The sequence below is a fragment of the Spirosoma areae genome (assembly GCF_054781775.1).
Genome location: NZ_BAAGTT010000001.1, coordinates 167,678 through 191,249, shown reverse-complemented (window position 1 = coordinate 191,249; position 23,572 = coordinate 167,678). Strand labels below are relative to the sequence as shown.

The 23,572-nt window shown below is 52.7% G+C and carries 19 protein-coding genes; 7 read left to right on the top strand and 12 right to left on the bottom strand.

Features of this window, described 5'->3' with window-relative positions; all coding sequences use genetic code 11:
* The first annotated feature begins 22 nt into the window (after nucleotides 1–22).
* A complete protein-coding gene (locus ACYVI1_RS00950) occupies nucleotides 23–1,363 on the top strand; it encodes a PQQ-dependent sugar dehydrogenase (protein ID WP_460905652.1) in 1,341 nt (446 codons plus the stop codon).
* Nucleotides 1,364–1,406: 43 nt separating this feature from the next.
* Here ACYVI1_RS00950 and ACYVI1_RS00945 read toward each other — a convergent pair whose 3' ends face one another.
* The 10 genes from ACYVI1_RS00945 to ACYVI1_RS00900 all read right to left on the bottom strand — a co-directional run bounded on the left by ACYVI1_RS00945 (nucleotide 1,407) and on the right by ACYVI1_RS00900 (nucleotide 14,015).
* On the bottom strand, nucleotides 1,407–3,599 hold the full coding sequence (locus tag ACYVI1_RS00945; protein ID WP_460905649.1) for an alpha-galactosidase: 2,193 nt from the start codon (nucleotides 3,597–3,599) through the stop codon (nucleotides 1,407–1,409).
* A 155-nt stretch (nucleotides 3,600–3,754) separates the two neighbouring features.
* On the bottom strand, nucleotides 3,755–4,372 hold the full coding sequence (locus tag ACYVI1_RS00940) for a cysteine hydrolase family protein (protein WP_460905646.1): 618 nt from the start codon (nucleotides 4,370–4,372) through the stop codon (nucleotides 3,755–3,757).
* Nucleotides 4,373–4,479: 107 nt separating this feature from the next.
* Complete coding sequence (locus tag ACYVI1_RS00935) at nucleotides 4,480–5,463, bottom strand: tetratricopeptide repeat protein (protein ID WP_460905644.1); 984 nt, start codon at nucleotides 5,461–5,463, stop codon at nucleotides 4,480–4,482.
* Nucleotides 5,453–6,664, bottom strand: coding sequence for a CHASE2 domain-containing protein (locus tag ACYVI1_RS00930; protein ID WP_460905641.1), 1,212 nt, complete (start codon nucleotides 6,662–6,664; stop codon nucleotides 5,453–5,455). The genes ACYVI1_RS00935 and ACYVI1_RS00930 overlap by 11 nt, the downstream gene beginning before the upstream one ends.
* A 35-nt stretch (nucleotides 6,665–6,699) precedes the next feature.
* The gene (locus ACYVI1_RS00925; RefSeq protein ID WP_460905638.1) at nucleotides 6,700–7,608 is read right to left on the bottom strand and encodes a hypothetical protein; all 909 of its coding nucleotides are present in this window, start codon (nucleotides 7,606–7,608) and stop codon (nucleotides 6,700–6,702) included.
* Between the two features lie 17 nt (nucleotides 7,609–7,625).
* Nucleotides 7,626–8,534: a hypothetical protein gene (locus ACYVI1_RS00920; RefSeq protein WP_460905635.1), complete on the bottom strand. Its 909-nt coding sequence runs from the start codon at nucleotides 8,532–8,534 to the stop codon at nucleotides 7,626–7,628.
* Between the two features lie 16 nt (nucleotides 8,535–8,550).
* On the bottom strand, nucleotides 8,551–9,450 hold the full coding sequence (locus ACYVI1_RS00915) for a hypothetical protein (protein ID WP_460905632.1): 900 nt from the start codon (nucleotides 9,448–9,450) through the stop codon (nucleotides 8,551–8,553).
* A 3-nt stretch (nucleotides 9,451–9,453) separates the two neighbouring features.
* Complete coding sequence (locus ACYVI1_RS00910; protein WP_460905629.1) at nucleotides 9,454–10,023, bottom strand: hypothetical protein; 570 nt, start codon at nucleotides 10,021–10,023, stop codon at nucleotides 9,454–9,456.
* Between the two features lie 14 nt (nucleotides 10,024–10,037).
* Nucleotides 10,038–11,999: a PEGA domain-containing protein gene (locus ACYVI1_RS00905; protein ID WP_460905626.1), complete on the bottom strand. Its 1,962-nt coding sequence runs from the start codon at nucleotides 11,997–11,999 to the stop codon at nucleotides 10,038–10,040.
* A 33-nt stretch (nucleotides 12,000–12,032) separates the two neighbouring features.
* Entirely contained in the window at nucleotides 12,033–14,015 is a 1,983-nt protein-coding gene (locus tag ACYVI1_RS00900; RefSeq protein ID WP_460905623.1) for a caspase family protein, read from the bottom strand.
* Nucleotides 14,016–14,259: 244 nt separating this feature from the next.
* Here ACYVI1_RS00900 and ACYVI1_RS00895 point away from each other — a divergent pair, with 244 nt between their 5' ends.
* The 6 genes from ACYVI1_RS00895 (at nucleotide 14,260) to ACYVI1_RS00870 (ending at nucleotide 19,909) form a co-directional block, all read left to right on the top strand.
* Nucleotides 14,260–15,777, top strand: coding sequence for a hypothetical protein (locus ACYVI1_RS00895; protein WP_460905620.1), 1,518 nt, complete (start codon nucleotides 14,260–14,262; stop codon nucleotides 15,775–15,777).
* Between the two features lie 121 nt (nucleotides 15,778–15,898).
* On the top strand, nucleotides 15,899–16,318 hold the full coding sequence (locus ACYVI1_RS00890) for a hypothetical protein (protein WP_460905617.1): 420 nt from the start codon (nucleotides 15,899–15,901) through the stop codon (nucleotides 16,316–16,318).
* A 1-nt stretch (nucleotide 16,319) separates the two neighbouring features.
* On the top strand, nucleotides 16,320–16,754 hold the full coding sequence (locus tag ACYVI1_RS00885; protein WP_460905615.1) for a hypothetical protein: 435 nt from the start codon (nucleotides 16,320–16,322) through the stop codon (nucleotides 16,752–16,754).
* Nucleotides 16,755–16,839: 85 nt separating this feature from the next.
* Nucleotides 16,840–17,553 (top strand): alpha/beta hydrolase, encoded by a 714-nt coding sequence (locus ACYVI1_RS00880; RefSeq protein WP_460905612.1) that lies wholly within the window; start codon nucleotides 16,840–16,842, stop codon nucleotides 17,551–17,553.
* A 139-nt stretch (nucleotides 17,554–17,692) separates the two neighbouring features.
* Complete coding sequence (locus ACYVI1_RS00875) at nucleotides 17,693–18,904, top strand: pyridoxal phosphate-dependent aminotransferase (RefSeq protein WP_460905609.1); 1,212 nt, start codon at nucleotides 17,693–17,695, stop codon at nucleotides 18,902–18,904.
* 204 nt (nucleotides 18,905–19,108) lie between these two features.
* Nucleotides 19,109–19,909, top strand: coding sequence for an LOG family protein (locus tag ACYVI1_RS00870; protein WP_460905607.1), 801 nt, complete (start codon nucleotides 19,109–19,111; stop codon nucleotides 19,907–19,909).
* Between the two features lie 71 nt (nucleotides 19,910–19,980).
* On the opposite strand, the gene ACYVI1_RS00865 is transcribed toward ACYVI1_RS00870, so the two are convergent.
* Complete coding sequence (locus tag ACYVI1_RS00865; RefSeq protein ID WP_460905604.1) at nucleotides 19,981–20,586, bottom strand: DUF2911 domain-containing protein; 606 nt, start codon at nucleotides 20,584–20,586, stop codon at nucleotides 19,981–19,983.
* A 90-nt stretch (nucleotides 20,587–20,676) separates the two neighbouring features.
* Entirely contained in the window at nucleotides 20,677–23,373 is a 2,697-nt protein-coding gene (gene dnaB, locus ACYVI1_RS00860; RefSeq protein WP_460905601.1) for a replicative DNA helicase, read from the bottom strand.
* Between the last annotated feature and the right edge of the window lie 199 nt (nucleotides 23,374–23,572).

The window sequence follows — 23,572 nt, the reverse complement described above, 5'->3', positions numbered from 1 at the left end:
TTTGTCCGCTCTCCCTCAACTCATGCACCCATTTTTTTTAGCAGTCGCCAGCCTAAGCGCCGTCACCGCCCTGTTTTCAGGAACTCATGTACAGGGCCACCCTGCCGCAGGGTTTCCCCCGCCACCGGTACGCGTCGTAAAAAAGGCGATCATTCCGGCAATTACTCCGGTGGAGGTAAAACTCCCGGCGGGCTTTTCGGCGACCATCGTGGCCCAGGATTTGGGACCTGCCCGGCACATTGCCATCAGCAAAACCGGCGATGTATACGTGAAACTCGCCAAACTCAAGGATGGCAAAGGCATTTATCGCCTGCGCGACACTAACAACGATGGAGTGGCCGATGAACAGGTGGGCTTCGGCGATTATCCCGGCACGGGAATTTTCATTCGGGATGGGTATTTGTATACCTCATCGAACAGCAGTGTTTATCGCTACAAGCTGAACGACAAACACGAGGTCATCAGTCCTGACCAGCCCGAAACGCTGGTGTCGGGATTGCGGGAAAAGGAGCGCGATAAATCGAAGTCGATTGCCGTTGATAATCAGGGAAATATCTACGTCAATGTTGCGTCGGACAACGATGCGTGCCGGGAAAAAGGAACCGGCAAAGGACTAATGCCGTGCCCGCTGCTGGATTCGGCGGCTGGCATCTGGCGGTTTAAAGCCGATGGGCTGAACCAGACCTATGCCAATGGGGTTCGGTTTGCCACGGGCCTGAAAAATGTTGTCGGGCTGGATTGGAATAGTCAAACCAACTCGCTGTTTGTAATGCAGCATGGCCGGGGTAAGTTCGACGATTTTTACCCCCAGTATTACACGCCTAAACAAAGCGCCGAACTGCCCGCCGAAACCATGTATGAACTGCATCAGGGCGATGATGCCGGTTGGCCGTATGTGTATTACGACCAGTTTCAGAAAAAGAAAATCCTGGCGCCGGAATACGGGGGCGATGGCAAAAAAACGGGTACGGCAAAAACGATAACTCCGCTGGCGGCTTTTCCGGCGCATTTAGGACCCAATGGCCTGCTGTTTTATACCGGAGCAGCGTTCCCGGCCAAATACCGAAACGGGGCCTTTATTGCTTTCCACGGGCAGTCGCAGGAATTGCACAAAGGGTATATGATTGGGTTTGTTCCCTTTAAAAACGGCAAACCATCCGGCCCCTGGGAAATCTTTGCCGACAATTTCGCGGGTACCGATTTGGTAAAACCGACCGGACCCGTGCAGCATCGCCCCTGCGGCCTGGCGCAGGGACCGGACGGGTCGTTGTATGTAACCGACGACCTGAACGGAACGCTTTTCAAGATTAGTTACCAAAGTCCATCGCCGGGCCGGAAAACAACGACCTCCCGAACGAAATAAGCCGTTCGGTTAAAACAATCTGATTTGTTTTTGCCCTGCTGACTTACTTCGCTTCCGTTAGTTCCAGCACAACGCTGGTTCGGCGGGCATCGACCTGCGGATTAAACCCAATGGTCATCAGGTAGTTGCCCGAATAGGTTGTTGAATTGGCGTTGATTCCTGACCGGGCGCCGGGGTAGACGTTCAGTTCCTGAATGGTGTAGTTTTTGTCAGGATTTAGCCCCTTGAGTTTAATCGGGGCCATACTTCCCGCCTTGTAGCGATTCGTTACCAGGTACGTAAACCAAACCGCCCGATTCTGCCCATCATTGACGTACATCGCGGAGGCTACATCATTGGTGTAGGGCGATGCCAGCCGGAACAGGTCGCCCTGCCAGATGACGTTCTTGATTCGTTCATAAGTTTTCAGCGCCTGCTGGCTGAATTGCAATTCGGGTTCAGTCAGTTTGCTGACCACAATGTCGTACCCGATTTTGCCCATCATCGCTACGTCGGTGCGGAACTTGATGGGCTGTTTGCCCCAGTCGGTTACGTGGTTGCAGGTGGCGATGGCCGGAAAGAAATACGAATAATTCCACTGAATAAATACCCGCTCCAGCCCGTCGGTATTGTCGCTGGGCCAGTATTCGGTAAAGTAGCGCAGGGCTCCGTAGTCGACGCGGCCCCCGCCCCCGGAGCAGAGCATCATGGGCAGGGTTGGGTATTTGGCCCGCAGTCGTTCCAGGACTTTATACAAGCCCTGCACATACTCGACGTAGAGGTGCGACTGGTTCTGAATCGTGGCCGAGTAGGCATTGTAAATGACCGCATTGCAATCCCATTTGATGTAGCCCAGCGTTGGGTTTTTGGTCAGGATACCATTGACTATGTCATACACAAAGTCCTGAACCTTTGGATTCGAGAGGTCGAGCACCAACTGATTCCGGTAATAATATTCCTGACGGTTTGGTAGTTTAATAACCCAGTCGGGATGCTTTTCGTAGAGTTCGCTTTTCGGGCTGACCATTTCGGGTTCCAGCCAGATGCCGAACTTTACGCCCGCGCGTTCGGCTTCATTTACCAGATAGCCTAAGCCGTGCGGCAGCTTTTTGACGTTTTCCTGCCAGTCGCCCAAGCCCGCGCGGTCGTTGTTGCGCGGGTACTTATTGCCAAACCAGCCATCGTCTAAGAGAAACAAATCGACGCCAAGTTTTTTGCCATCTGCAAACAGGGTCGTTAGTTTTTCTTCATTGAAATCGAAATAAGTGGCTTCCCAGTTGTTTAGCAGCGTTAGCCGGTTGCCCTCGCCCTGCGGAATCCGGTGTTTACGCGCCCAGCGGTGCAAACTCCGGCTGGCTCCACCTTTGCCCTGGGTTGAATAGGTGAACAGAAAAGCGGGTGTGGTAAACTCCTTGTTTGGGGCCAGGGTGTAGGCCGACGCGTAGGGGTTGATGCCCGCCAGCAGCCGGAGGTTATGCAGCGGGTCGACTTCAAAGGCCAGTTGATAATTGCCCGACCAGGCCAGCGTTCCGGCAAGCACGTCGCCCCGGTCTTCGTCGGCGGGTTGGTTGAGCGACACTAAAAACGAAGGCGGCTGAAACAAATCGGCCCGCGTGCCCAGCTTGGAATCCAGTATCTTGATGCCTTCGGTCAGCGGAATTTCGGTCGGGTTCATTTCGCTGGCCCAGTCGCCATGAAAATGCGTCAGGTAGTACTGCTGAGCCGGAATATACAGATTGGCCGATGCGTAGTTGTGCAGCACAACCGGTTTCTTCTCTGTATGCCGGATGGCTGTCCATTGTTCAATAACATCCTCATTCTGATAGGCTTTGTAGTACAGCGTCACCTCAAATGGATACTGCGGGTCTTTTAAATAGACTTTGGTTAGCGCTACACCCTCGGCCACCGACTGGCTTTCGTGCCGAACATACGTCAAATTGAGCGACGGATTTCCGTCGGCGTGAGTTACCCGGATGGCCGGTTCCAGCAGATTACGGCTGCCAGCGGGTGTATAGACCGAATTGTAGATGCCGGTATAATCTTCGCCCCGCTTGCCATTGCCCGGAATGATTTCATAGTCAGCCGCCCGGCGAAGACGCGGCCCCAAATGCACCAGGGTGGGTATTGAGTCCTTACCGACCCGAATGACTAAGGCCGTCTGGCGGGTTTCAATCGCGATATGAACATCGCCCGGTGCGGCTTTTATCGCCGACGCTGACAGACACGTGAGAACGAATAACAGACAGAGCTGTTTCATGAGCAGGAGGGGAGATTAAGTAACACGTCAAAGATAAGCAGACGTTGCTAACCAGTCCTCGTCCACTTTAATGGCTATCGATGCTGTGAGACTATTGTAGCTGACAATCAGGCCAATAGAAGCTACAGAATCCGCAGAATCTCTTTTGTGAAGTACTAACCTGCATCGGCCAGTTCCTCACGAAGGGTTATCAGATCAAGCTGTGTCGATGGGGATATATCGGCTTTGAGTACCCGCTTCATGTAGGCCAGGGCGTCGTGTGAATGGGTCGCTTTAATGCCCGCCACGCAGTCGGAGGGAATTGTCAGGCTCAAATCGCGCAGGTAAGCATCGTTGGCCGTAAAAAGTACGCAGGAGTCGGTGCTGAGGCCCGTCAGAATCAGGTGCTTCACACCCAGATAGGTGAGCAGTACATCCAGTGTAGTTTCGTAAAATCCGGAGTTCTTGGGTTTAAGCACAAAATAATCGTCAGGGCTGGGCTTGAGAACGTTTGCCAGAGACTGCCCCCGGACCCCGTCGGTCAGTACGTGGTCAACGACGTCGGTGAAATTCGACCGCCAGCGACCAAAGTTGTCATTGACATAAATAACGGGGATGTTGTGGGTTTTGGCCCGTTGTTTGAGCCTGGCAATCGTATCGGCGGCTGCGCGGGCTGGTTCGAGCAACTCGTCGCCACCCGGAAACTCCAGGTCATTAATCATGTCGATAATCAGCAACGCTACCGACGACTTATCGGGCGCGTTCCCATGCAAATCTTCATTTTTAGTACTCATAATACTACGCTTTTTTTGTACTGAACTGTATAAGCCCACAAGGTTCCCGGCGCAGGGCGTTAATACCTCAGAGAATTTAGATAAAGGCCGGTGAATGAAGCGTGTGCTTAACGTGGATTCGGGTGTAGCCGGTTGGCTTCGGTTGTCAGCCCCCGCCGGGCCAGAAATAGCGCATAGCCGTCGCGATAGAGCCTATTGGCCGGGGCTAAGCGGTGCGCCTGAAAATAGGAGCGGTAGGCTTCGGGGTAGTAGTGATTCGCTTCGTAGAGAGCCGCTTTCAGGAATGCAGCCATCGCGGGCGACGAAAACCGGGGTTGCAGAGCCGCGATTCGGGCGTCGAGTTGCTGGTAGGTTTCGGCTTTAACCAACGTAAACGTATAGCGGGTACAGTTTGGCTTTTCGGTTGGAAATGCCGACCAGTAATACGTCACTTCTTTCTCAAGAAAAGGCTTGTCGAGCGTGAAATTAAGGGTTGTGTCGGTTGTTTGAGTGGTGTAGAGCGTGTTGGCGCTGGCAGCAAAATGGTCATAGACAGCAACCGTATAGCGTGTGGTCCCCGGCTCTGGTTTCCAGGTAAATCGTATCGCCGTGTCCGACGCAATGGCCGCCCCATAATCGGGCATTCGCATCAGGGGAGGAGGGCAGCCCCCGTCCCGACTCACCACACCCTTGCGCTTCATGTACCCCTGGGCATACGAGTCGATGGTTTCGTGGCGGTGCGACAGGTTATACCACAGATACCGGAAATAATCGGCCAGAACGGTCGAGGCATCATCGGTACGAATAGCTGAAAGCATGTTCAGCCGGACTATCCCCGCCGTATCCCAAAGCGTAACCGGTTTGGGGGTCGATGAACCCAGCACCAGTACGGCCTGTTTAGTGAGTTTTACCTCGCCGGTGGGAGACAGCATCATGGGTAGATTGCCGAAGTTGATGGGCTTCCAGGGCGTTTTCGCCGAGGGTCGATACCATACCGGCCCGTCGGCGTAGATAGCCGTAACAGAAGCCGGTTGGGTTTGGGTTTGCGCCCGGACTAACGCCGGAAAGAGGCTGATTAGACAGCCAAGCCCAAAAAGAAAGTTAATGAGCATGAGTATCCGTGAAATAGGTTTTATAATGAAGCCGTTTCGCGAATCGCTTTTTACTCAGCCATTTGGCAAACGGCTCGTAGAAATACAGCACATCAACGGCCAGCGCAATGGGCACCAGCAGCGGCAGCGTGTCTACCTCCAGCCGGGCCGACCGAAACAGCAGTAAGGCAACCAGAACAATCAGAGCTGCCGTCAGAAACTGAACGGTTTTAAAGACGAGGTGAAATGAGGTGTGGTAGTCATGAAATCGCCAGGCAAAAAAAGTCATCAGCCCCCAGCACAGCAGAAACGACAGCCCCCACAGCAACCAGTGGGGAACATGCCGGGGATAAACACCCCCCAGCATCAGGGCGACGATGTGCGCGTGAATAGCCAGACCGCTCAGGCGCACATCGTCGCCGAGCGGCACCTTATGCCAGTCGTCACAATCGGTCATTGACCCCAGCAGCACAATCTTGCCGCGTAAGCTATCTAACCGATTTCTATTGGTAAATACTTCATTTTCAGTAAAATAGATGAATGAACTGGTATCTGCCTGATACAGGATGCGTTCCGATGTATGGGTCCAAATACCGGCATGGCGGGTCTGATACCGCTCCCAGGCCGTGGGCATTCCTGTTGCAATGACCTGTGCCGCAAAGGATAGGATTTCATCGCCGGAACCGGATTTGCCTTCTGGCAACGTCATCGTCGGCATGTGGTGCTGAACGACCTCATCGCTGACAAAGTTGGTATAACCCGCCGGCCCAAAGCGATAGGGTGCATCCGACAGGTGCTGGTCAATGTGTTCGTGCCCTTTGTGGCCGGTTATGGAAAGCGACGAGACCATCACTAATTTAGTCTGGGCATTGAGTCGGCTCAGGGCAAGGCGAAGGCTCGTATCGACCGGGGCGTTTTTCCTGTCGAACAGAATATCGACCCCAACGACACGGGGCTGGTAGCGGGCAACCGTATTCAGGATCTGAGCAATGCGGGGCCGGTCGGCGTCGCCGATGTTGATCAGGCATATCGAGGGAGATAACCCGGCACTGGACCGGGTAAGGCCATGAACATGGCGATCAAATTCCTGCTCAACATGATGCATGGCGCTATGCACCGGGTCCATAAAGCCAATGTTGAACACCACTTTTTTCAGCACCCAGCAGAGCAGGAATACTACAATCGTTGCGCCGAGCGAGTCAATCAGGAGAGGTCGGGACATAGGGTTAGTTTATTGACGGAGCAGATAAGGTTCAATTACCGTTGGCAATCGCAGTTGTAATAATAATAAAATGACTGCGACGGGTCGACTACATTGTCGGCTCGTTTGCCGTAGCTGACGCATGGGAACCCCGACGAATTTAGCTCATAATTATAGAAAAACAGGGCCTGCCCGCTGGCGCCCGCCTGTACGGCAATGTTGTTTTCACTCCAATACCCGTCGCCATTGAGAAAATCGGTATCGAACCCCCGCATAAACGACAACCAAAGATTGGCATTCCAGTGGCTGCGGCCATTCTGGTCGAAACCGCCCTGCGTATATTGAACCTGCTCTGTGGCTAAATCAGGTGATTTGATCCATCGCCGGAAAACATTTTCGTTTTTATCATCATATTCCAGCAGCCAGTAAATGCCTAATCGTTCACCAATGCTGTCGGGCCGGGCGGCAGGCGAAACCAGTTCGGTTTTGCTTAATTTAAGTGCCCCATTTTCATTGCGAAAAAAGTCGTGGGCGCGCGTTTTTACTTCAATATACTGGTTGTTCGGTTGTCGCTGAAACGTGTGTTCGACGATGACCTTGAAATCAGGGCTGCTCTCAAGCCGTTTGTAGGCCGTGAGGCTGGCTTCTGTTTCGGCCTTCCCCTCGTATAGGTTTATGCGGGTCAGGCGAAGCCCGTCATACACCATTGTCTGGGTTTTTGTGACAATCCGCTTGTCATTGATAAAGGACCGGCGGATGGGGTTTCCATCCGAATTGTAGTCGAAATGCTGCGTAACAAGTTGCCAGTTATGCCCATCGGGTGCCGAATAATCCACTTTTTCCCGAATCAGGCAGGCCCGTGTATTCTGATCAGGCGCTGGCCTGATCTCCTGCTGCAAACACCCAATCGGCAGGAGAACCAAACTGTATAGGGCGACCCGTTTTAACGTAAACGTTCTCATCATAGGTAAAAAGGGGTTAACTACCGCCGACGGCAATCGCAGTTGTAGTAATAATAGAACGTTTCTTCGGGGTTAGGCACTTTGTCGACTCCTTTGGCGCTGCTGATGCAGGTAAATCCTTCCGCGTTTAATTCGTACACGTAATAAAAGTTGGCTAAATCTGTCCCGTTCTTGGCGGTCGACAGGTTGTTTTCGCTCCAGAAGCCCGTGCTATTGATGAAGCTGTCGCCATCGCCCCGGATGAACGAAAGCCAGAAGTTTGCATTCCAGGGACTCCGGCCATTGGAGTCAAATCCGCCATAAGTGGTTTGTATTGCTTCTTTGGCCATCGACTTGTCTTTATGCCAGATTCGGAACACATTACGGCCTTCCTTGTCATACTCAAAGCGTTTGTAGGTTCCGGAGCGGTTATTCTGACCGTCGGGTTGCGCGTCTGGCGTAACGATTTCCACTTTTTGCAGGCGCAAATCGTTGCTGCTGTTACGGAAGAAGTCGCACTGGCGGGTCAATACCTCATCGAACGTTCCGGTTGCATTGCGTCTGAAACTATGTTCAATCAGCGAGGTCATATCCGCATTGATGGCGTAGGTTTTATACTCCAGCAATGAATCGGGGTGTATCGTTTCGAGTTTATAATAGTTCATCCGTTTCAGGCGTAACCCCTCATACTCCAGCGTGTAGGTTTTATAGGTATTCAGCCCATTGTCGAAGAATGACCATTTTACAGGGTTGCCATCGGCGTTGTAGTCGAAGCGCCAGGAGCCGGTTACCCATTCGGAGCCAATGATATAATAGCCTGTATTTCCCTTGAGCAGACAGGCGCGTGTGTTTTTATCGGGCTGGGGCTTAACCTCCTGCTGCAAACAGGCCATTGGCAGCAGCACGACTCCGTAGGTGGCTATGCGTTTTAGAATGGATAGTGCGTTCATAGGAAAAAAAGCTCAGTTACCGCTGGCAATCACAGTCATAGTAATAGTATAGATTTTCGCCGGGATTAATCACTAAATTGGATTGTTTGGATGTAATCAAACAGGGAAATCCTTCGGCGTTAAGCTCGTAGACTATGTAAAAAAAAGGTTTGTCAAATCCGCCTGCAAAGAGCGTTATGTTGTTCTCACTGAACGAGCCGTGGCTATCAACAAAACTGGCCATATCGCCCTGGGCAAACGACATCCAGAAGTTAACGTTGAATGGATTGCGGCCATTGAGGTCGTATCCCCCAAAGGTGACGTCGAGGTTTTCTGCTGAATTCGGTCCATTTTTGCTCCATATTCGGTACAGGTTTCGACCCTCTTCGTCGTATTCCAGCCGCTTGTACTTACCCGACTTCGCATTGGTCGTAGTTGCTGTGGCTTCAGGCAAAACGTAATCAATTTTTTGTACGCGCAATTCGCCATCCGGATTGCGGAAAAAATCAAACTGCCGGGTTAACACCTCATCAAACGACCGGTTCAGGTTTCGTTTAAACGTGTGCTCAACCAGGGTCGTAAGTTCAGCATCGATGTCGTAGGTTTTGTAGCTCACCAGGCTGTCGGGTGTTGTTTTACTGCCGCTGTACCAGTTCATTCGTTTCAGGCGCAGACCATCAAATTCGAACGTGTAAATTTTAACGACGGTGCGCGTTTGGTCTAAAAAAGACCACTGCAACGGATTCCCATCCTTGTTGTACTTAAACTGAAAAACGCCGGTCGACCAGCCGCCGACATCGGCGTTGTAGCTCGACTGCTGTCTCAACAAACAGGCCCTCGTATTCCGATCCAGTATTGGTCGGATTTCCTGTTGCAAACAAGCCATTGGCAGCAGCGTCAGGCCGTAGAGGAGTATTCGTTTGAGCATAGCCTTCATTGGTCAATAGGTTAAACCAAGCGATAAACAGAACGAGCCAACGTTTTGATAGGCGTTTACGACAATGCTGCCCGATTTGGTTTCCGTGACATCATAGCCCGGTTCGCTCTTGTAAAACAAACCGGCATTGATGGCTATGGGTAACCTCCGGAAATAATACGCCCGCAAGCCACCACCGATCCGGTACACTAAGCCGCGCTGGGGCGTGACGTCTTTTTGCAGCCCAAACGACGACGTGATGGTTTGCTGGTTACCGGCCAGGGCATACCCCAATCCGGCAATCAGCACCGGACGAAGCCGCATCCGGCTTACTTCCTGCCGAATATCGAGCAATAGGGAATGGTTGTATATTGAGTAGTCGTAGCCTAACCCCAGTGTGGCAAAGGGCAGGGCTTTGTAGGTTATAGCCCCGAAATAACCGCCAATGCCTAACCGGTCGTACATAAGCTGACTGTAGCTGTACACCTCCAGCAACGCACCCAGCCGATGGGTTTGCTCGGCGGTTTCGGCGGGGTCTATGCCCACCTGTGCCTGGGCCTGCTGCGGCAGGCCCAGGCAGCCAATTATAAGCACTATACTACAGCGTTTTAGAAGGTATAGCATATCGACAGGCCCGAATAAGCCGGTGAAGGGTGGGAGTTGACGGATAAGGAAATCGGTTTGCGCTGCTGAAACCGGACGATGCCGGCTACGTTGAGAAAACTGGAGACTAACTCTAAGCTGCAGATGGCCAGGCTGACGTATTTGGCCGTTTGCCAGTACCCACGCTTCTGCTGGTCGTCGGTTTGAGTCAGGAAGGTGCTGTTCTGGCGGTTATCCCGGATGAGTTTATCTAAGTAAACAGCACTCAGGCCCGTTAAGGTTGCCACGCCAAAGTTAGCCGCCAACCGGCGATTCAGCTTGTCGAGTACCAACCGGCGCATCAGCCGCCCGTTGGGGTCGACCTCCAGCGCAATGGTCTGGGTAACCTGGCTGGGTTCCCGCACGTCGACCGTCAGGTTATGCGGCAAATAGTCTTCTTTGCTGACGTCTACTTTGTGTAAACCGTAATCAAGGTTGAACCGGAGTGGTGTTTGGCCAACCACATGCCCGTTCTCGCTGACGGTGGCACCGGGGGGCGTTGACACCACATCGACCGACGCCTTAATTTTTTCCAATGCGACGTTCAGGGTGGTTTCCTGCACCAGTTCCACCACTTCGTTGCGGGTCAGGTAGCCACCCTTCGATACGGCAATAATATGGCGTCCCTTCTCCAGTTCGACCTTCTGGGCACCGGCACCCACCAACCGATTGTCGACATACGTTACCGCATCGGCTGGGTCGACGCTCAGGGTAACATCGAAGACTTTCTGCGTCAGCGTAAACGGAAGGGTGACGGTGGTGTCTGGCCTGACTTCAATTTCTTTTGTTTCGCTGTCAAATTTGTCCTTCAGCAGCTCAACCCGGTAGTAGCCCGGTGCCGTAGAAAAGTTAAATTTCCCATTGCTCAGGTAGCCCACTTCAACACTATCTATTTTAACGCGGGCGTTTGGCACATTGGCCGTTATTGCCAGCGTACTGTTGAATTTTCGGTTGATTTCAGTGGCCGACGGTATAAAATTCTGTCGGCGGCTGTCGGCTAAGGCATTGGGGGTTAGCTCCCACAGAAACGTGCCGGTTTCGGGTGTAAGTGTACTGAACTGCGGGGTCTGGCGGCCACCTTTCTGCTGGGCATAATACGGAACGCGCTGCTGGATATAGCCAAACAGTTCAGAGGAAACAATCACATTGTCGCCGTTGATGTCGGCTTCACCCCGCTCCAGCGCATCTAACAGCACTTTCGTAAAGGCGCTGTGTTGCCATTCGTCCGACTCAATGACGGTTTCATCGGCGCTGCCTGCCGTGATGATCTCGCGGCATCGCTGGTTCCAGACGTTGCGAATAAAGGCCACCGTTGGAATGCCGCTTCGGGCCTGAGCCAGTCCACCATAGCAGGCATCAACCAGAAAGAGCGTATGCTTGGGTCGGATAAAATCGGCTTGCTGGCGCAGTTCGTCCATGGCTAAGGCCGAGGCATTCAACTCGCCATCGCTGCCATCGGCGGGCACCAGGAACCCCCGCCGTCGATTGCCGCCGGCCCGGCCCGTTGTGGTGCCATGCCCGGCAAAAAAGACCACCAACTGGCTGTTCTCGAAGACTTCATCTTTCGAGAACGATTCGAGCGCATTCTGAATATTCCGACGGGTAGCCTCTTTATTCAGCAACAACCGGATGTTTTTGGCCGGGAAACGCAGCCGCTCGATCAGGACTTTCTGTAACGCTCTGGCATCGTTAACGGCATAGTGTAAGGGGGCGAAGCCAGATTTGGTCTCGTAGTTGTCTATGCCAATAAGCAGGGCATATTTTGAGGTGTACCGAAGGTCGCCTGTTGTGTCGGTCAGCGAACCGAGGGTAACTCCCCGGCGTTCAGTCTGGGCGTAACAGCCTATCGCTCCACAAACAAAAACTATCTGGAGAAGCAACCGCCGACAACTAATTAAGGTAAACGTTTGTATCACGGTCAGGAACATAGTTTAGGTTTCCGGTCAGGGTATGGCACCACGTTACTTTACGATCTGAAAGGAAAAATCAGTCACGCCACCCATGCCCGGATCGAAGCGGAGGGTGGTGCCCCGGCTGCCGGTGGGCGTATCGAGCATGGTCTGAAGCAGATGCTCAACGGGCGAATCGGGACCACGTGTGCGAAACGTGCTGAACGCCGGGCGCAGGTCAAACGGCTCAGGACCTACAAATACGCGGTGCAGCTCCAGTCCTTCGGGCGGGCCGACATCGACCTGAAACGTAACTGAATCACCGGGTTTGAGGGTCAGGTCGTCGGGCGTGTACTGGCGGCCACCAGGCACCACGCCCGGCAGCACAACACTCGCTATGCCATCGGGCTGGAAATCGACCAGATTGAAAAAAAAGGGCTTAGGGCCTTCATTCCGCACGGTTATCCAGGCGGGTTTGCCCACCGACAGTGCAACCGCCGATCCCGTATTGGGGGCAGGATGGGCATCGGGCTTAGTCGGCGAAACGCGGGTGCTTGCCCGATAGTCGTCGTTTTTAAGCGCGAGTTCGCGCATGAACCGCACGATGGAATATCTCCGCAGGGCCTCCAGGGTGTTGGCCAGTAGCTGGGCGGGTGCCGGGCCGGAAATGGTTTCGCCAGCAACTATACCATCGCTCGTCCGCAGGAGAGCAAGGCCGCCCGAAGCCAGAACCAGTTGCAGATCGGCACCGGTCGTTACCAGCGTCAGTACGGGTTGTTTTTGCAGACTATCGGTCAATAGCTGGCGAAGAGTGGCGGGCAGCTGGTTATCGAGGGCAACCTTAATTCGGAAGTCGCCATAACTTTGGCGGGTAACAAACGCCCATACCCGTTCGGGCTGGGCAATGGCCGCGACTGCCGGTAGTTTAACCACCGCCGAAAAAGGCCCTGCTGTAGTCACTTCCCCTTTCAGAAGTGGTTTGATGTCCTTTGTGGCGGTCGTACCACTGGGAAACAGACTTATTTCCGTGCCGGGAAAAATACCCAGGAGCGTGCCCCCGGCAATGCGGGCTTCACCCGGTTCTATTTTCGTAACGGCTAAGTAGGGTTGCTGCGTGACGACGGAGCCGCCAAAAAGCTGAACATCCATATCGCCTTCGATACCCGGCGTCTGGCTCAACCCGTTGGTTGCCATCACCGAGAGCACATTGGCGAAGAACCCCCGATACGAAACGGCTTTGTCGGTCTGAGCAAACGCCTTGCTGACAGCGTAGGTAAGCGACCCAATGGGGTTGCCCTGGTCATCTTCGGCTTCGTAGTTCGATTGATTGGCCATGGCTCCGCTGAGGAGTACGAAGTTGCCCAGCCCATCCTCACCCCGCGACCGCTGCCCGTTCTCATACAGCGCTGACCCCGTTTCGGCCGTCGTGCGCGAGGGAGTGAAGTTGGCGGGCACGATGGGCTGAGCACCCCCACGCTGCCGCCGTTGCCCGCGCGAAGCCGTTCCCGAATGGCAGGAGTCGAGAATGACCAGCACGTGCCCCGCTGGCCCCACGGCCCGCCGGAGCTGCATAATCCAAAGACCTAATTCGTCGTCGCGGACGTGCTTCTCACCTTTGTAGGTATCGTAACTGGCCGACATGGGCGCGCCGTAGGCCACTAAGGCCTCGTCTAAGTGGTCGATCTCATCGCCATTGTCATCATAAATCTGCTGGGCGTGGCCGGAGTAATGAACGACGACCTGATCGCCTGCGTGCAAACGTCCGGCCAGGTCCGCCATTTTTTGTTTGATGCCATCGTGGGTAGCCTGGGCATCGGCGAGGGTGAGGATATTGGCCACCGGAAAGCCCTGTTGCAGCAGGGTTTGTTTCATCAGCACCAGATCCTTGTCTGAACTAAGGGCTTGCCAGCAGACTTGGCCGGGGGGGCATTGGGGATAGTTGGCAATGGCGATAATAAGGGCGTATTTCTGACCGCCGGGCAGATTCGGCCGCACCATAGCCAGTATGCTGATACCGACAATAAAGAGACTACTTATCCGGTAGATTTGTTTCATGTAAAACCAACCTTTTGATAAAAACAGGTCTTAATTTGTATCCAAATTCATTGAAAGATAATCAAGTCGGCTTAACTTCCCAAGTTGCTCATTGCCAGCCTGTGCCATTTTATTAAACGGTAGATTCGTGACCCGATGATTAGTTAATCGGGCCGCGTTTCAGGGCTGATTAGGCTGGTCAGTATATCAGCTATTATCCTGCCCGATCAACTTGCCTAAGCGTTTAACCACCCCAATCCATTCAATGAACTACATCTATAGCTTTCTCGTGTTGAGTGCTCCCCTGGCCACCGCCGTTGGGCAGGCTATTCCAACGGTTTATATCGAGCAGGACTACCTACAGCCGACTGATTACAAGGTAGCCTATATTCAGCAGGGGGATACGCTTGTTCAAAATTCCAAACGTATTAAAGTGCCCATTGGGGCGCCCATCATTTATCGGCTACGGAATTTCAATGCCGATGCCATGATGGTGGAAACCTCCATGGGGCGGGCCGACACCGTATCCCAGAATGCGGGCAAAAATGCCGTCAGCACATTCCTGCGAACGTTTCTGTTGCCGGTTATGGGCATCGACCTGAAGAAGATTGTGGCGGCAACAACGGGCCGGGGCGAAACCAGTTCAATGGTTGTCCGGCCTGAAACGGTCATGGCGGCTTTAGCCGGCAGCGGTGCCCTGCGGGTCAGCGCCGATCTGTTTAAGGTGCTGCCCGCCCTGTCGCCCGATGAACTTGGCCTGTTGCTGGAGAATCGCATGGTGGTTATGCAAACGCTGGATCAGGGCGTGTCGAAGATGAAAGCGTTACATTATCACCGGAACCGGGCCACGCCAACAGCTATCCGTGAGCAGGCTCGTCAGCTACTCGCCACCCTCGACCCCGACCTGCCCGAGTTAGTAGACAAGAGTCAGACCTATCCGTTGCTGGCAGCCAAACAAATTACGGTAACAGCCGCCGAAAATGGACTGATTTGGCGCGGTACGCTGCAGCGGCTGCTCGATCAGGCCAGCCGGGATACCCTGGCAGCCAGCCGGGGCGACGATAATTCGGTTCGGCGTTGGGTGGGCCAGCGAAACACGCAACTGTATAAGCAACTTATGACCGACACGACTGAAGCCCGGGTTCGACAACAACTTCAAACACTGTACAGCGAATACCAGGCCATCTATGCCAACAATTACGAAACTTCGGTGCGGGTTTTACCCACCGGCACCACCACCGAACTGTACGTCAGCGTGTACCCGATGATTAGCGCATCCGGCACTGTACTTCACCCCTCGGCCCGAAAAGTACCCGTAGAACGAATGGTTTATCCCGTACAAATTGGTCGCGACATCGACATCATTGCGAGCGCAGGGTTTGGATTAATGGGTTTCAATAAGGCGATTGAAACCTATAGTTTAACCAATGGTGTGGTGAAAGCTACGCGGGGCGATGAACTGATCCCGGCCTTAAATGGCATGATAACGCTGACCTCGAACGGTATAAAATCGGTTAAACCAGGCGTTTCTCTGGGGGTTTTGGTGCCGCTGAGTGGCGATAACCGAGGCTTCGCGCTGCACCTGGGGCCAGCCCTTGTGTTAGGCCGAACCAATTTCATGCTGGTGAATATGGGCGTGATGCTGGGGCGGATAACGCGCCTGGGCGAGGGGCTGAACGTGGGCGATACCTACCCCAGCGGAAATACTCTGCCCACCGTAAAACGCTATGAGTTTGGCTATACCATTGGCCTGTCGCTTAATCTGGCTGCGTTGAAATTGTAAGGCGGCCGGGCCTCCTTACAATTGACTTCTGGAGAATCAACCTGAAGCGAAAGCCTGTATCTTTGTTTATAAACTTGTACTCACCTGTTCCGTAACCCCAACTCATACTCCGTTGAAACCAATGAATCGTATCGTGCTTATAGCCCTGTTCATTAGTTGTTTGTCGGCAGTCTGCGCCCAGGATGATCGACTGGCGATGGAGCGTAAATTAACGCAGGGTAACACAAAACAGTGGAATTTCCTGACGGCCCGCAAGGTGCGGGGCATGGCAGAGACTGTCGATTCCTGCATGCTGAAGCAAACCCTGACCTTCCGGCAAGCCGGTAAAGTGATGGTGCGCCGGTTATGTACGAATGGCAATCTGGAAACAAAACAGAACAAATGGGTCATTCAAGTACAGGATGCCGAGCCGGTTCTGGTATTGGACGACAAAACGGTATATTTCATTCGATTCGTTGAGAAAGATGGTAAAGAAACATTACGACTCACCCGTCCCGGACAAACCAAGCCCGACTACAGCACCAACCTCTACTTCCAGTGAGGTGACGAACCGGTCCTTTTTCGCCACAAATACGCTCGATTTGCTGATTAAAGTCGTGGTACCACTTTGCACCGTAATGGCTGGTGTCTGGCAGTTTCAGTATGGCCAGAATGTCAATCAGGAACAGGAGTTTAAACGCCGTATCTGGGAGAAACGACTCGAAGCCTACAGCCAGATTGGCGACATCACCGGGCAGTTGATTGGCGCGGCCAGCAACGCCCGTCAGTTTGATTCGCTGAGTCGTCATTTTTCGCAGATTTACTGGGGCAAGCTGCCCTTAGTCGAGGATGATTCCGTTGAAATCAAGATGAAGCGCTTCAAAGAGGAAGTGGAGAGTTTCAAACAAAAAGAAGCCACCGTCGAAGATTTGGAAACCAAAGGATACTACCTGATGCAGGCTTGCCAGCGCTCCCTAAAAATCACCAAAACGCACTAAACCGGCAACTACAGAATAACGGGTTGAATCCATTAGACAATGAAACTGGGCTGCATAAAAGGTTGAGTGTTGGATAGAAAAGTAGATGAATAAGGATTTCCCTATAATCACTTTGCAGATACAGGATGGCGCGGAGATTTTCACTGTAACGGTCTTGGAAGCGAAGCAGCCAACAGGCGTCGGTCTCTTCGCAGTCGGACGCGGTGGAAATCCACTGCGGCATGTTTCACTGTTGCGGTCCGTTGTTCGCCACGGATGCACGATGGTTGCACCGCATTTTGCTATGCTGGCGTCCTCTGTTCCCACAAAGGACGAACTCGATACGCGCATCCGGCGGCTCGAACTCGCTTTGGATGGGTATGCGCGCGTGGATCAACCGATCATAGGAATCGGCCACTCGATAGGAGCCGTGGCATTGCTGGCGCTTGCCGGAGGAGAAGCGCGAACCCTCTCGGGGCACCGAGTGGTAGCCGGGTCAACATGGAAGTTCGAACGGCTTGCCCTTTTCGCACCGCCAGCCGATTTCTTCAGGTACCCCGATTCACTGAAATCCGTCGACGTGCGAATGCACATACGTGCTGGCGGTAAGGATACCGTTACGCCCCCTGCTCAGGCAGTGGCGCTGAGAGAAATACTCGCAAAACAAATGCAGGTAGAATTTTGTCTGGACGAGGATGCTGGACACTTCACGTACATGGATGAACTGCCGCCACACGTAGTTGATCCTCAACCTAACCGAAACATCTTTTTATCTGCTTTGGCCGAGGATGTTGCCCAGTTTGTCACGTCCTCACGCTGAGGTGCAGATGATCCTTACGGGCCATGAGCATAAAGTCAAACTGAGACACTACCCAATAACGTGGTTTCCGCAACTTATCCCGCCAGTTCCGTACTTTTGCGGCATGGAATTAGCTTGCACAGACGTAGACGTGCCTGGAATGGAAATACGGAAAAGCGACCGGCTTACGCACCTCAAATACGATATTCGGGGGCCGGTCTACGAAAAATCCCTTGAACTCGAAAGTCAGGGCTACAAAATTATCAGCCTGAATATTGGTAATCCCGCCACCTTCGGCTTCGACGCGCCCGACGAGATTGTCCACGACATCATTCTCAATATCCGCAACGCGCAGGGGTACTCCGATTCGCGGGGGCTCTTTGCTGCCCGGAAGGCGGTCATGCACCACACCCAGAATATCGGCTTGCCGGGTATCGAAATCAACGATATTTACATTGGGAATGGAGTCAGTGAGCTGATTATGCTGTCGATGCAGGCTCTGCTGAATGAAGGCGACGAAGTCCTGATTCCCTCCCCCGATTATCCGCTCTGGACGGCCTCGGTGGCTTTCTGCGGGGGCAAACCCGTGCATTACCTGTGCGACGAAGCTGCTGACTGGAATCCTGACCTGGCCGACCTGGAAACTAAAATCACCCCCCGCACGAGGGCCATTGTCGTCATCAACCCCAACAATCCGACCGGGGCGGTGTATGATAAGGCCGTGCTGGAAGGCATTGCCCGCCTTGCTGAGCGGTATAAGCTGATCGTTTTCTCGGATGAGATTTATGACCGAATTCTCTACGATGGAGCCGTGCATTATCCCATTTCCAAAATGGTTAATGAAACCCTTTGCATCACCATGGGGGGGCTGTCGAAGAATTACCGGGCGGCTGGTTTTCGGGGCGGCTGGATGATTCTGAGTGGCGCCCGAAAACGGGCTAAATCCTACATTGAGGGGCTAACCCTGCTGGCCAGTATGCGGCTGTGCGCCAACGTGCCTACCCAGTATGCTATTCAGACGGCATTGGGTGGTTATCAGAGTATCAATGATTTAGTGCTTCCGACGGGCCGGCTGCACAAGCAAATCATGCTCGCCTATGCGCGTATGACGGCCATTCCGGGCATAACCTGCGTAAAGCCGAAAGGCGCACTGTACATCTTTCCGAAAATTGATCTATTGCAGTTTAACCTTGTCGACGACGACGATTTTGTGCTGAATTTATTGACCGAGCAGAAAGTGCTGGTCGTAGCGGGTAATGGGTTCAATTACGTGCAGGACGATCATTTTCGGGTTGTGTGCCTGCCAACCGTCGATGAAATGACCGTTGCCATGGATCGGATTGAAGATTTTTTGGAGAGTCGGCGGAAATAAAGAGCGAATGCGTGAAGGTCATCCGGCATGTTTTCGCTCGTTAAAACCGGAAACGTTTTTGCTATCCTGCTCGTTATTAGATTCCGCCCCACAAAAACCGCTTTCATTCGCAAAGAAACGCTGTTTTTGACGTGAGTAGGAAGATAGGTTTAGTATGCACCAAGTGAGTACGTTTCGCGCCCACTGCCTTTTTAAGTTTAGTAAATGGAAGAAACAAAAGAGAATGTTCATCGCTCTGAAGCGCAGAGCACCGAACGAATTGCCCACGATTTACCTAAGCGCGACGAGTTACTCCTGACACCCGACGAACAACGCATTAAAGAAGCTTTTCAGGACCACGACTGGCACGAAATAAAAACGTCGGACTCGTGGGTTATTTTCAAAGTAATGGCCGAGTTTGTTGAAGGGTTCGACAAATTGGCCAAAATTGGCCCGTGTGTTTCCATTTTCGGCTCGGCCCGTACCAAGCCCGACAATCCGTACTATAAAATGACCGAAGAGATTGCGGCCAAATTGGTGCGGCACGGCTACGGCGTCATTACGGGTGGTGGGCCGGGCATCATGGAAGCCGGTAACAAAGGCGCCTTTGAGCAGGGCGGCAAATCCGTTGGGCTGAATATAAAACTGCCCTTTGAGCAGCACAGCAATATTTACATCGACCCGGACAAGAGCATCAACTTCGACTTCTTTTTCGTCCGAAAAGTGATGTTTGTTAAATATGCCCAGGGTTTTGTGGTGATGCCCGGCGGCATGGGAACGCTCGATGAACTATTCGAAGCCCTAACGCTGATTCAGACCCGGAAGATTGCCCGTTTCCCGATTGTGCTTGTTGGCAAGGCCTATTGGCAGGGTTTGATCGACTGGGTTACGAACGTTATGCTCGAACAGGAACACAACATCAACCCCGAAGACATGAAACTCATCAGCATTGTCGATACCCCAACCGAGGCTGTCAAGGTGATTGATGAGTTCTATAATAAGTATTTGCTGAAGCCGAACTTCTGAGGTTTAATGCATTAAAACCCCCATCTGCCCGGCAGATGGGGGTTTCGTTTTTAAGACGTAACATTAGTCAACTAAAAAGAAACAGGGACTTCAACCAGTGAATTATCCCAGGCAATTATCATGACGGATTCGTTGACGTTGTCCTTTGCTTTTTTAAACTGAATTGTCAGGTTTTCAACGGGTTCTTGGGTTTTTTTGACGGGAGCTGTCACCCGTAAGATATCTAATTCCTGCTTGTAACTATAGGCACCCCACTGGTCTAAATCGGTGTTTAAAATCAGCGTCCATTCTGTTTCGTTGGGAATGACGTAAAATGAATACACACCTGCTTTAACTCTCTTGCCCTGAATCGTAGCATCCGTAAAAAATTTAATCTCCGTGGCTTCATTTGCGCCTACACGCCACACTTTACCATAAGGAATGAGTTTGCCAAATAGGTCCCTTTCTTTTTTGGCAGGACGGCTATAGGTCACCCGTGCAAAAACTTTATCGCCCACCTTTTCAGGCGCAAACTTGCGGTCATGGGCAAAGTCGTCGGGATAATAGGCCATATCCATCGGACTTTTGTCGAGGCCCCGCAATTTTTGGGCTTCAGTAACGAAGGTGAAGCAGATAAGCAGGCAACTGAATATTGCAGAAAATTCCATGCTGTTGACATGTTTAAACCGAATAACCATCTGATCCAAAAGCTACTTCCACAACAGCCCAATACGCTGGCAGCAAGTACAGGCTACATTTTGCTCAGTGCTTTCCCAAACGCCAACGCATTAAAACGGCGTTTCCTGACTCGGGTCGGCGTTGCCAAAATTCGGCATATCGTTGCCTAAGTTTGACCGGTCGTTGGCTTTGCTTTTGAAAACGCTGCCACCCGGTGGAGGGGGCGTTCCGGCACTCCGGTCAAAACTGCTCAGGCCGTTCACGTCGGGTGCGAACCCCTGTGCCTGAACGGGTTCAAAGTAGGAATCGAGGTCGCAGAATTTGGTGAACTTACTGATAAACCGGAGTTGAATCGTATCGAGCGAGCCACTCCGGTTTTTGGCGATGATTACCTCGCCAATACCCGCGGTCGAATTGCCCTGCTCATCGGCAGTAATGTTGTAATACTCAGGCCGATACAGGAAGCACACCATGTCGGCATCCTGCTCAATCGATCCGCTTTCTCTCAAATCGGAGAGTTGCGGTTTCTTATCACCACCGCGTGTTTCAACGGCCCGGCTTAACTGCGAGAGCGCAATGACGGGCACGTTCAATTCTTTGGCTAAATTCTTGAGTGCCCGCGAAATCGACGCAATTTCCTGCTCGCGGTTGCCGCCCATTCGCCCCGCCGTTGTGTCGCCCGACATCAACTGAAGGTAGTCAATCACCACCATCTGAATGTCGTGCTGGGCTTTCAATCGGCGGCATTTGGCCCGCAGTTCCAGGATGGATAGGGCAGGGGTATCGTCGATGAAAATGGGGGCTTCGGTCAGCCGCTGAATTTTATGGTGCAACTGCGTCCACTCATGCGGGGCCAGTGTCCCTTTTCTGATTTTCTCCGAATCGATTTCGGCTTCCGCCGAGATAAGCCGGTTGACCAACTGCACCGACGACATCTCCAGCGAGAAAATCGCCACGGGTTTTCCGTGGTCAACGGCTGCATTTCGGAGAGCGCTGACGACAAAAGCAGTGTTGTGGGTGACGGTCATGTCTTCGAGCAAAAACAACCGGTTGCCATCAATCGAGAAACCATAGTAGTCGTCAACTTTATCGTACTCGACCTGAATTCCGGTCACGCGCCAGTCAGCCCGTGCTTTAAGCGGTCGGGCTTTCTTTCCGGAACGCCGGACCGTGTCAATTCTCACGGGAATTGAATCCAGATTACCAAAGATTCGGAGTCGATAAACCGTTGATATATAGCCTATTTTAGCAATGCCAGCTTGTTTCTCCTTGAGGGAACAGGTAAAGCCCAGCGTATCGCAGAGGTATTTTAGCTGCTCGGCCAGATTCTTGTTTTTCTGAGTGATTTCGTAGCAGTTGAACGCTTCCTGATAATGGCCACGGTCCGACGCTCGGGCACTATCAATCAAACCCGCCAGTAATTTAAGCCGGTTTTCAGTCGAATTTATCAGGTAAGAGTGTGGAATGTGCTTGTTTTCAATCACTGACAAACCGCGTAACTGCTCTTGTACGTTGAATACGGCTGGGCGTCGGCCCGATTGAGCACCTCCCCGTTGACCGGATGTGATGGCATAATTAGCTATCCGGTTTGCCTGTTGGTAAGTGACCATCTTCAGGCCAGGTTCATCAGCATACTCCTGTAAATAATCGACTACTTCCGAGTCTGTGTTTGTGATGCGTGAACTGTAAGCATGACCGTCACCGAGCCATAGACCTACAAAATATGGATCGAGTGGAACAGCCTGCGCCGGGAACTCAACCGCAACTTTGTAACCTTTATAATTGGTTTTAAATTTATCGGCTTTCGTCAGGTAGTCGCGAACGGTGATGTTCAGTACATCCCCTTTTTTGTGCGGGCCTTCGGTACGGGACCGCTTGAGCGAAAGAATATGGCTTTCGTTGACTCGATAGTCGATGCCTTTGTTCTGCTTTACCCAGTACATTCGTTCCCGGCCACGGGCAATGGACAGAACCCGTCGCGGAGTCGAATCGTCGCCCATGAGCACGTCGCCTTCGCGCACGTCTTCCACTTTCCGCAGCGAACCATCGAACATAACCACTTTCGTGCCTTTGCCAAGGCACTTTCCCATCGCAGGCCGGGCCGCCAGAATAATCAATTCGGTGGGTTGCCAGCCCGATGTAACGCGGTCGAGGTTGGTGAAGCCCGACGGTACGCCGGTCAATCCTTCCTGGTTTTTCTTGGTTTCGAGTTCGTTGAGGGCCATCCGGACGATGGTACTCATGTCGGCATAGTTCTTCTTGATGTTCGACTCCGAAATCTTGAAGAGCTGCTGTTCGGTGCGGTCGAGGAGTTCAAACACATCGGTCGTATCCTCGTAGGCATCGCGCAGGATAACCGACGACATGGCAATGAGCGCCCGTTTGAGCGCCTGCTCCGACACAATCCGGGAGTGATACTCGATGTTGGCTGCCGAGTTGACCCGAAACGTCAGTTCGGCTACAAAACCACCCCCACCCACCAGTTCAATTTCGCCAGTTTTGCGGAGTTGGTTCGTAACCGTCAGCAAATCAATGGGATCGGAGTTGCCAAACAGCGTTAGAATAGCCTGGTAAATCCGCTGATGGGCTTCTTTGTAAAACGTTTCGGGCTTAAGAATGTCGACTACCGACGACAGCGCATCTTTCTCAATCATCAATGCGCCCAGCACCGCTTCTTCGAGGTCGAGCGCCTGTGGGGGCAGTTTGCCGAGGCCCGTATCGAGCCAGTGGTTGCCAGCCTGCTGACGACCTCCGGCGAAGGCTGACGGTTTACGAAGATGTTGGTTTGGGCGGGCGTTGTTCTCCATGTCTTACTGCAAGTTTACGCAATCCTGCCTGCATAAGGCAAGTCTGCATGGGCTGACGTATAGACATGATGACGGCCGGAGCGGTCGTAACATTCTGGTAATGTTGACGCTACCGCATCGAAATAAAAAAGAAAATTTAAGCAACGGTAGGAGGAAGGATTCGCGTGTAGCATACAGAAGCTGGCCAGTGAACTGTACG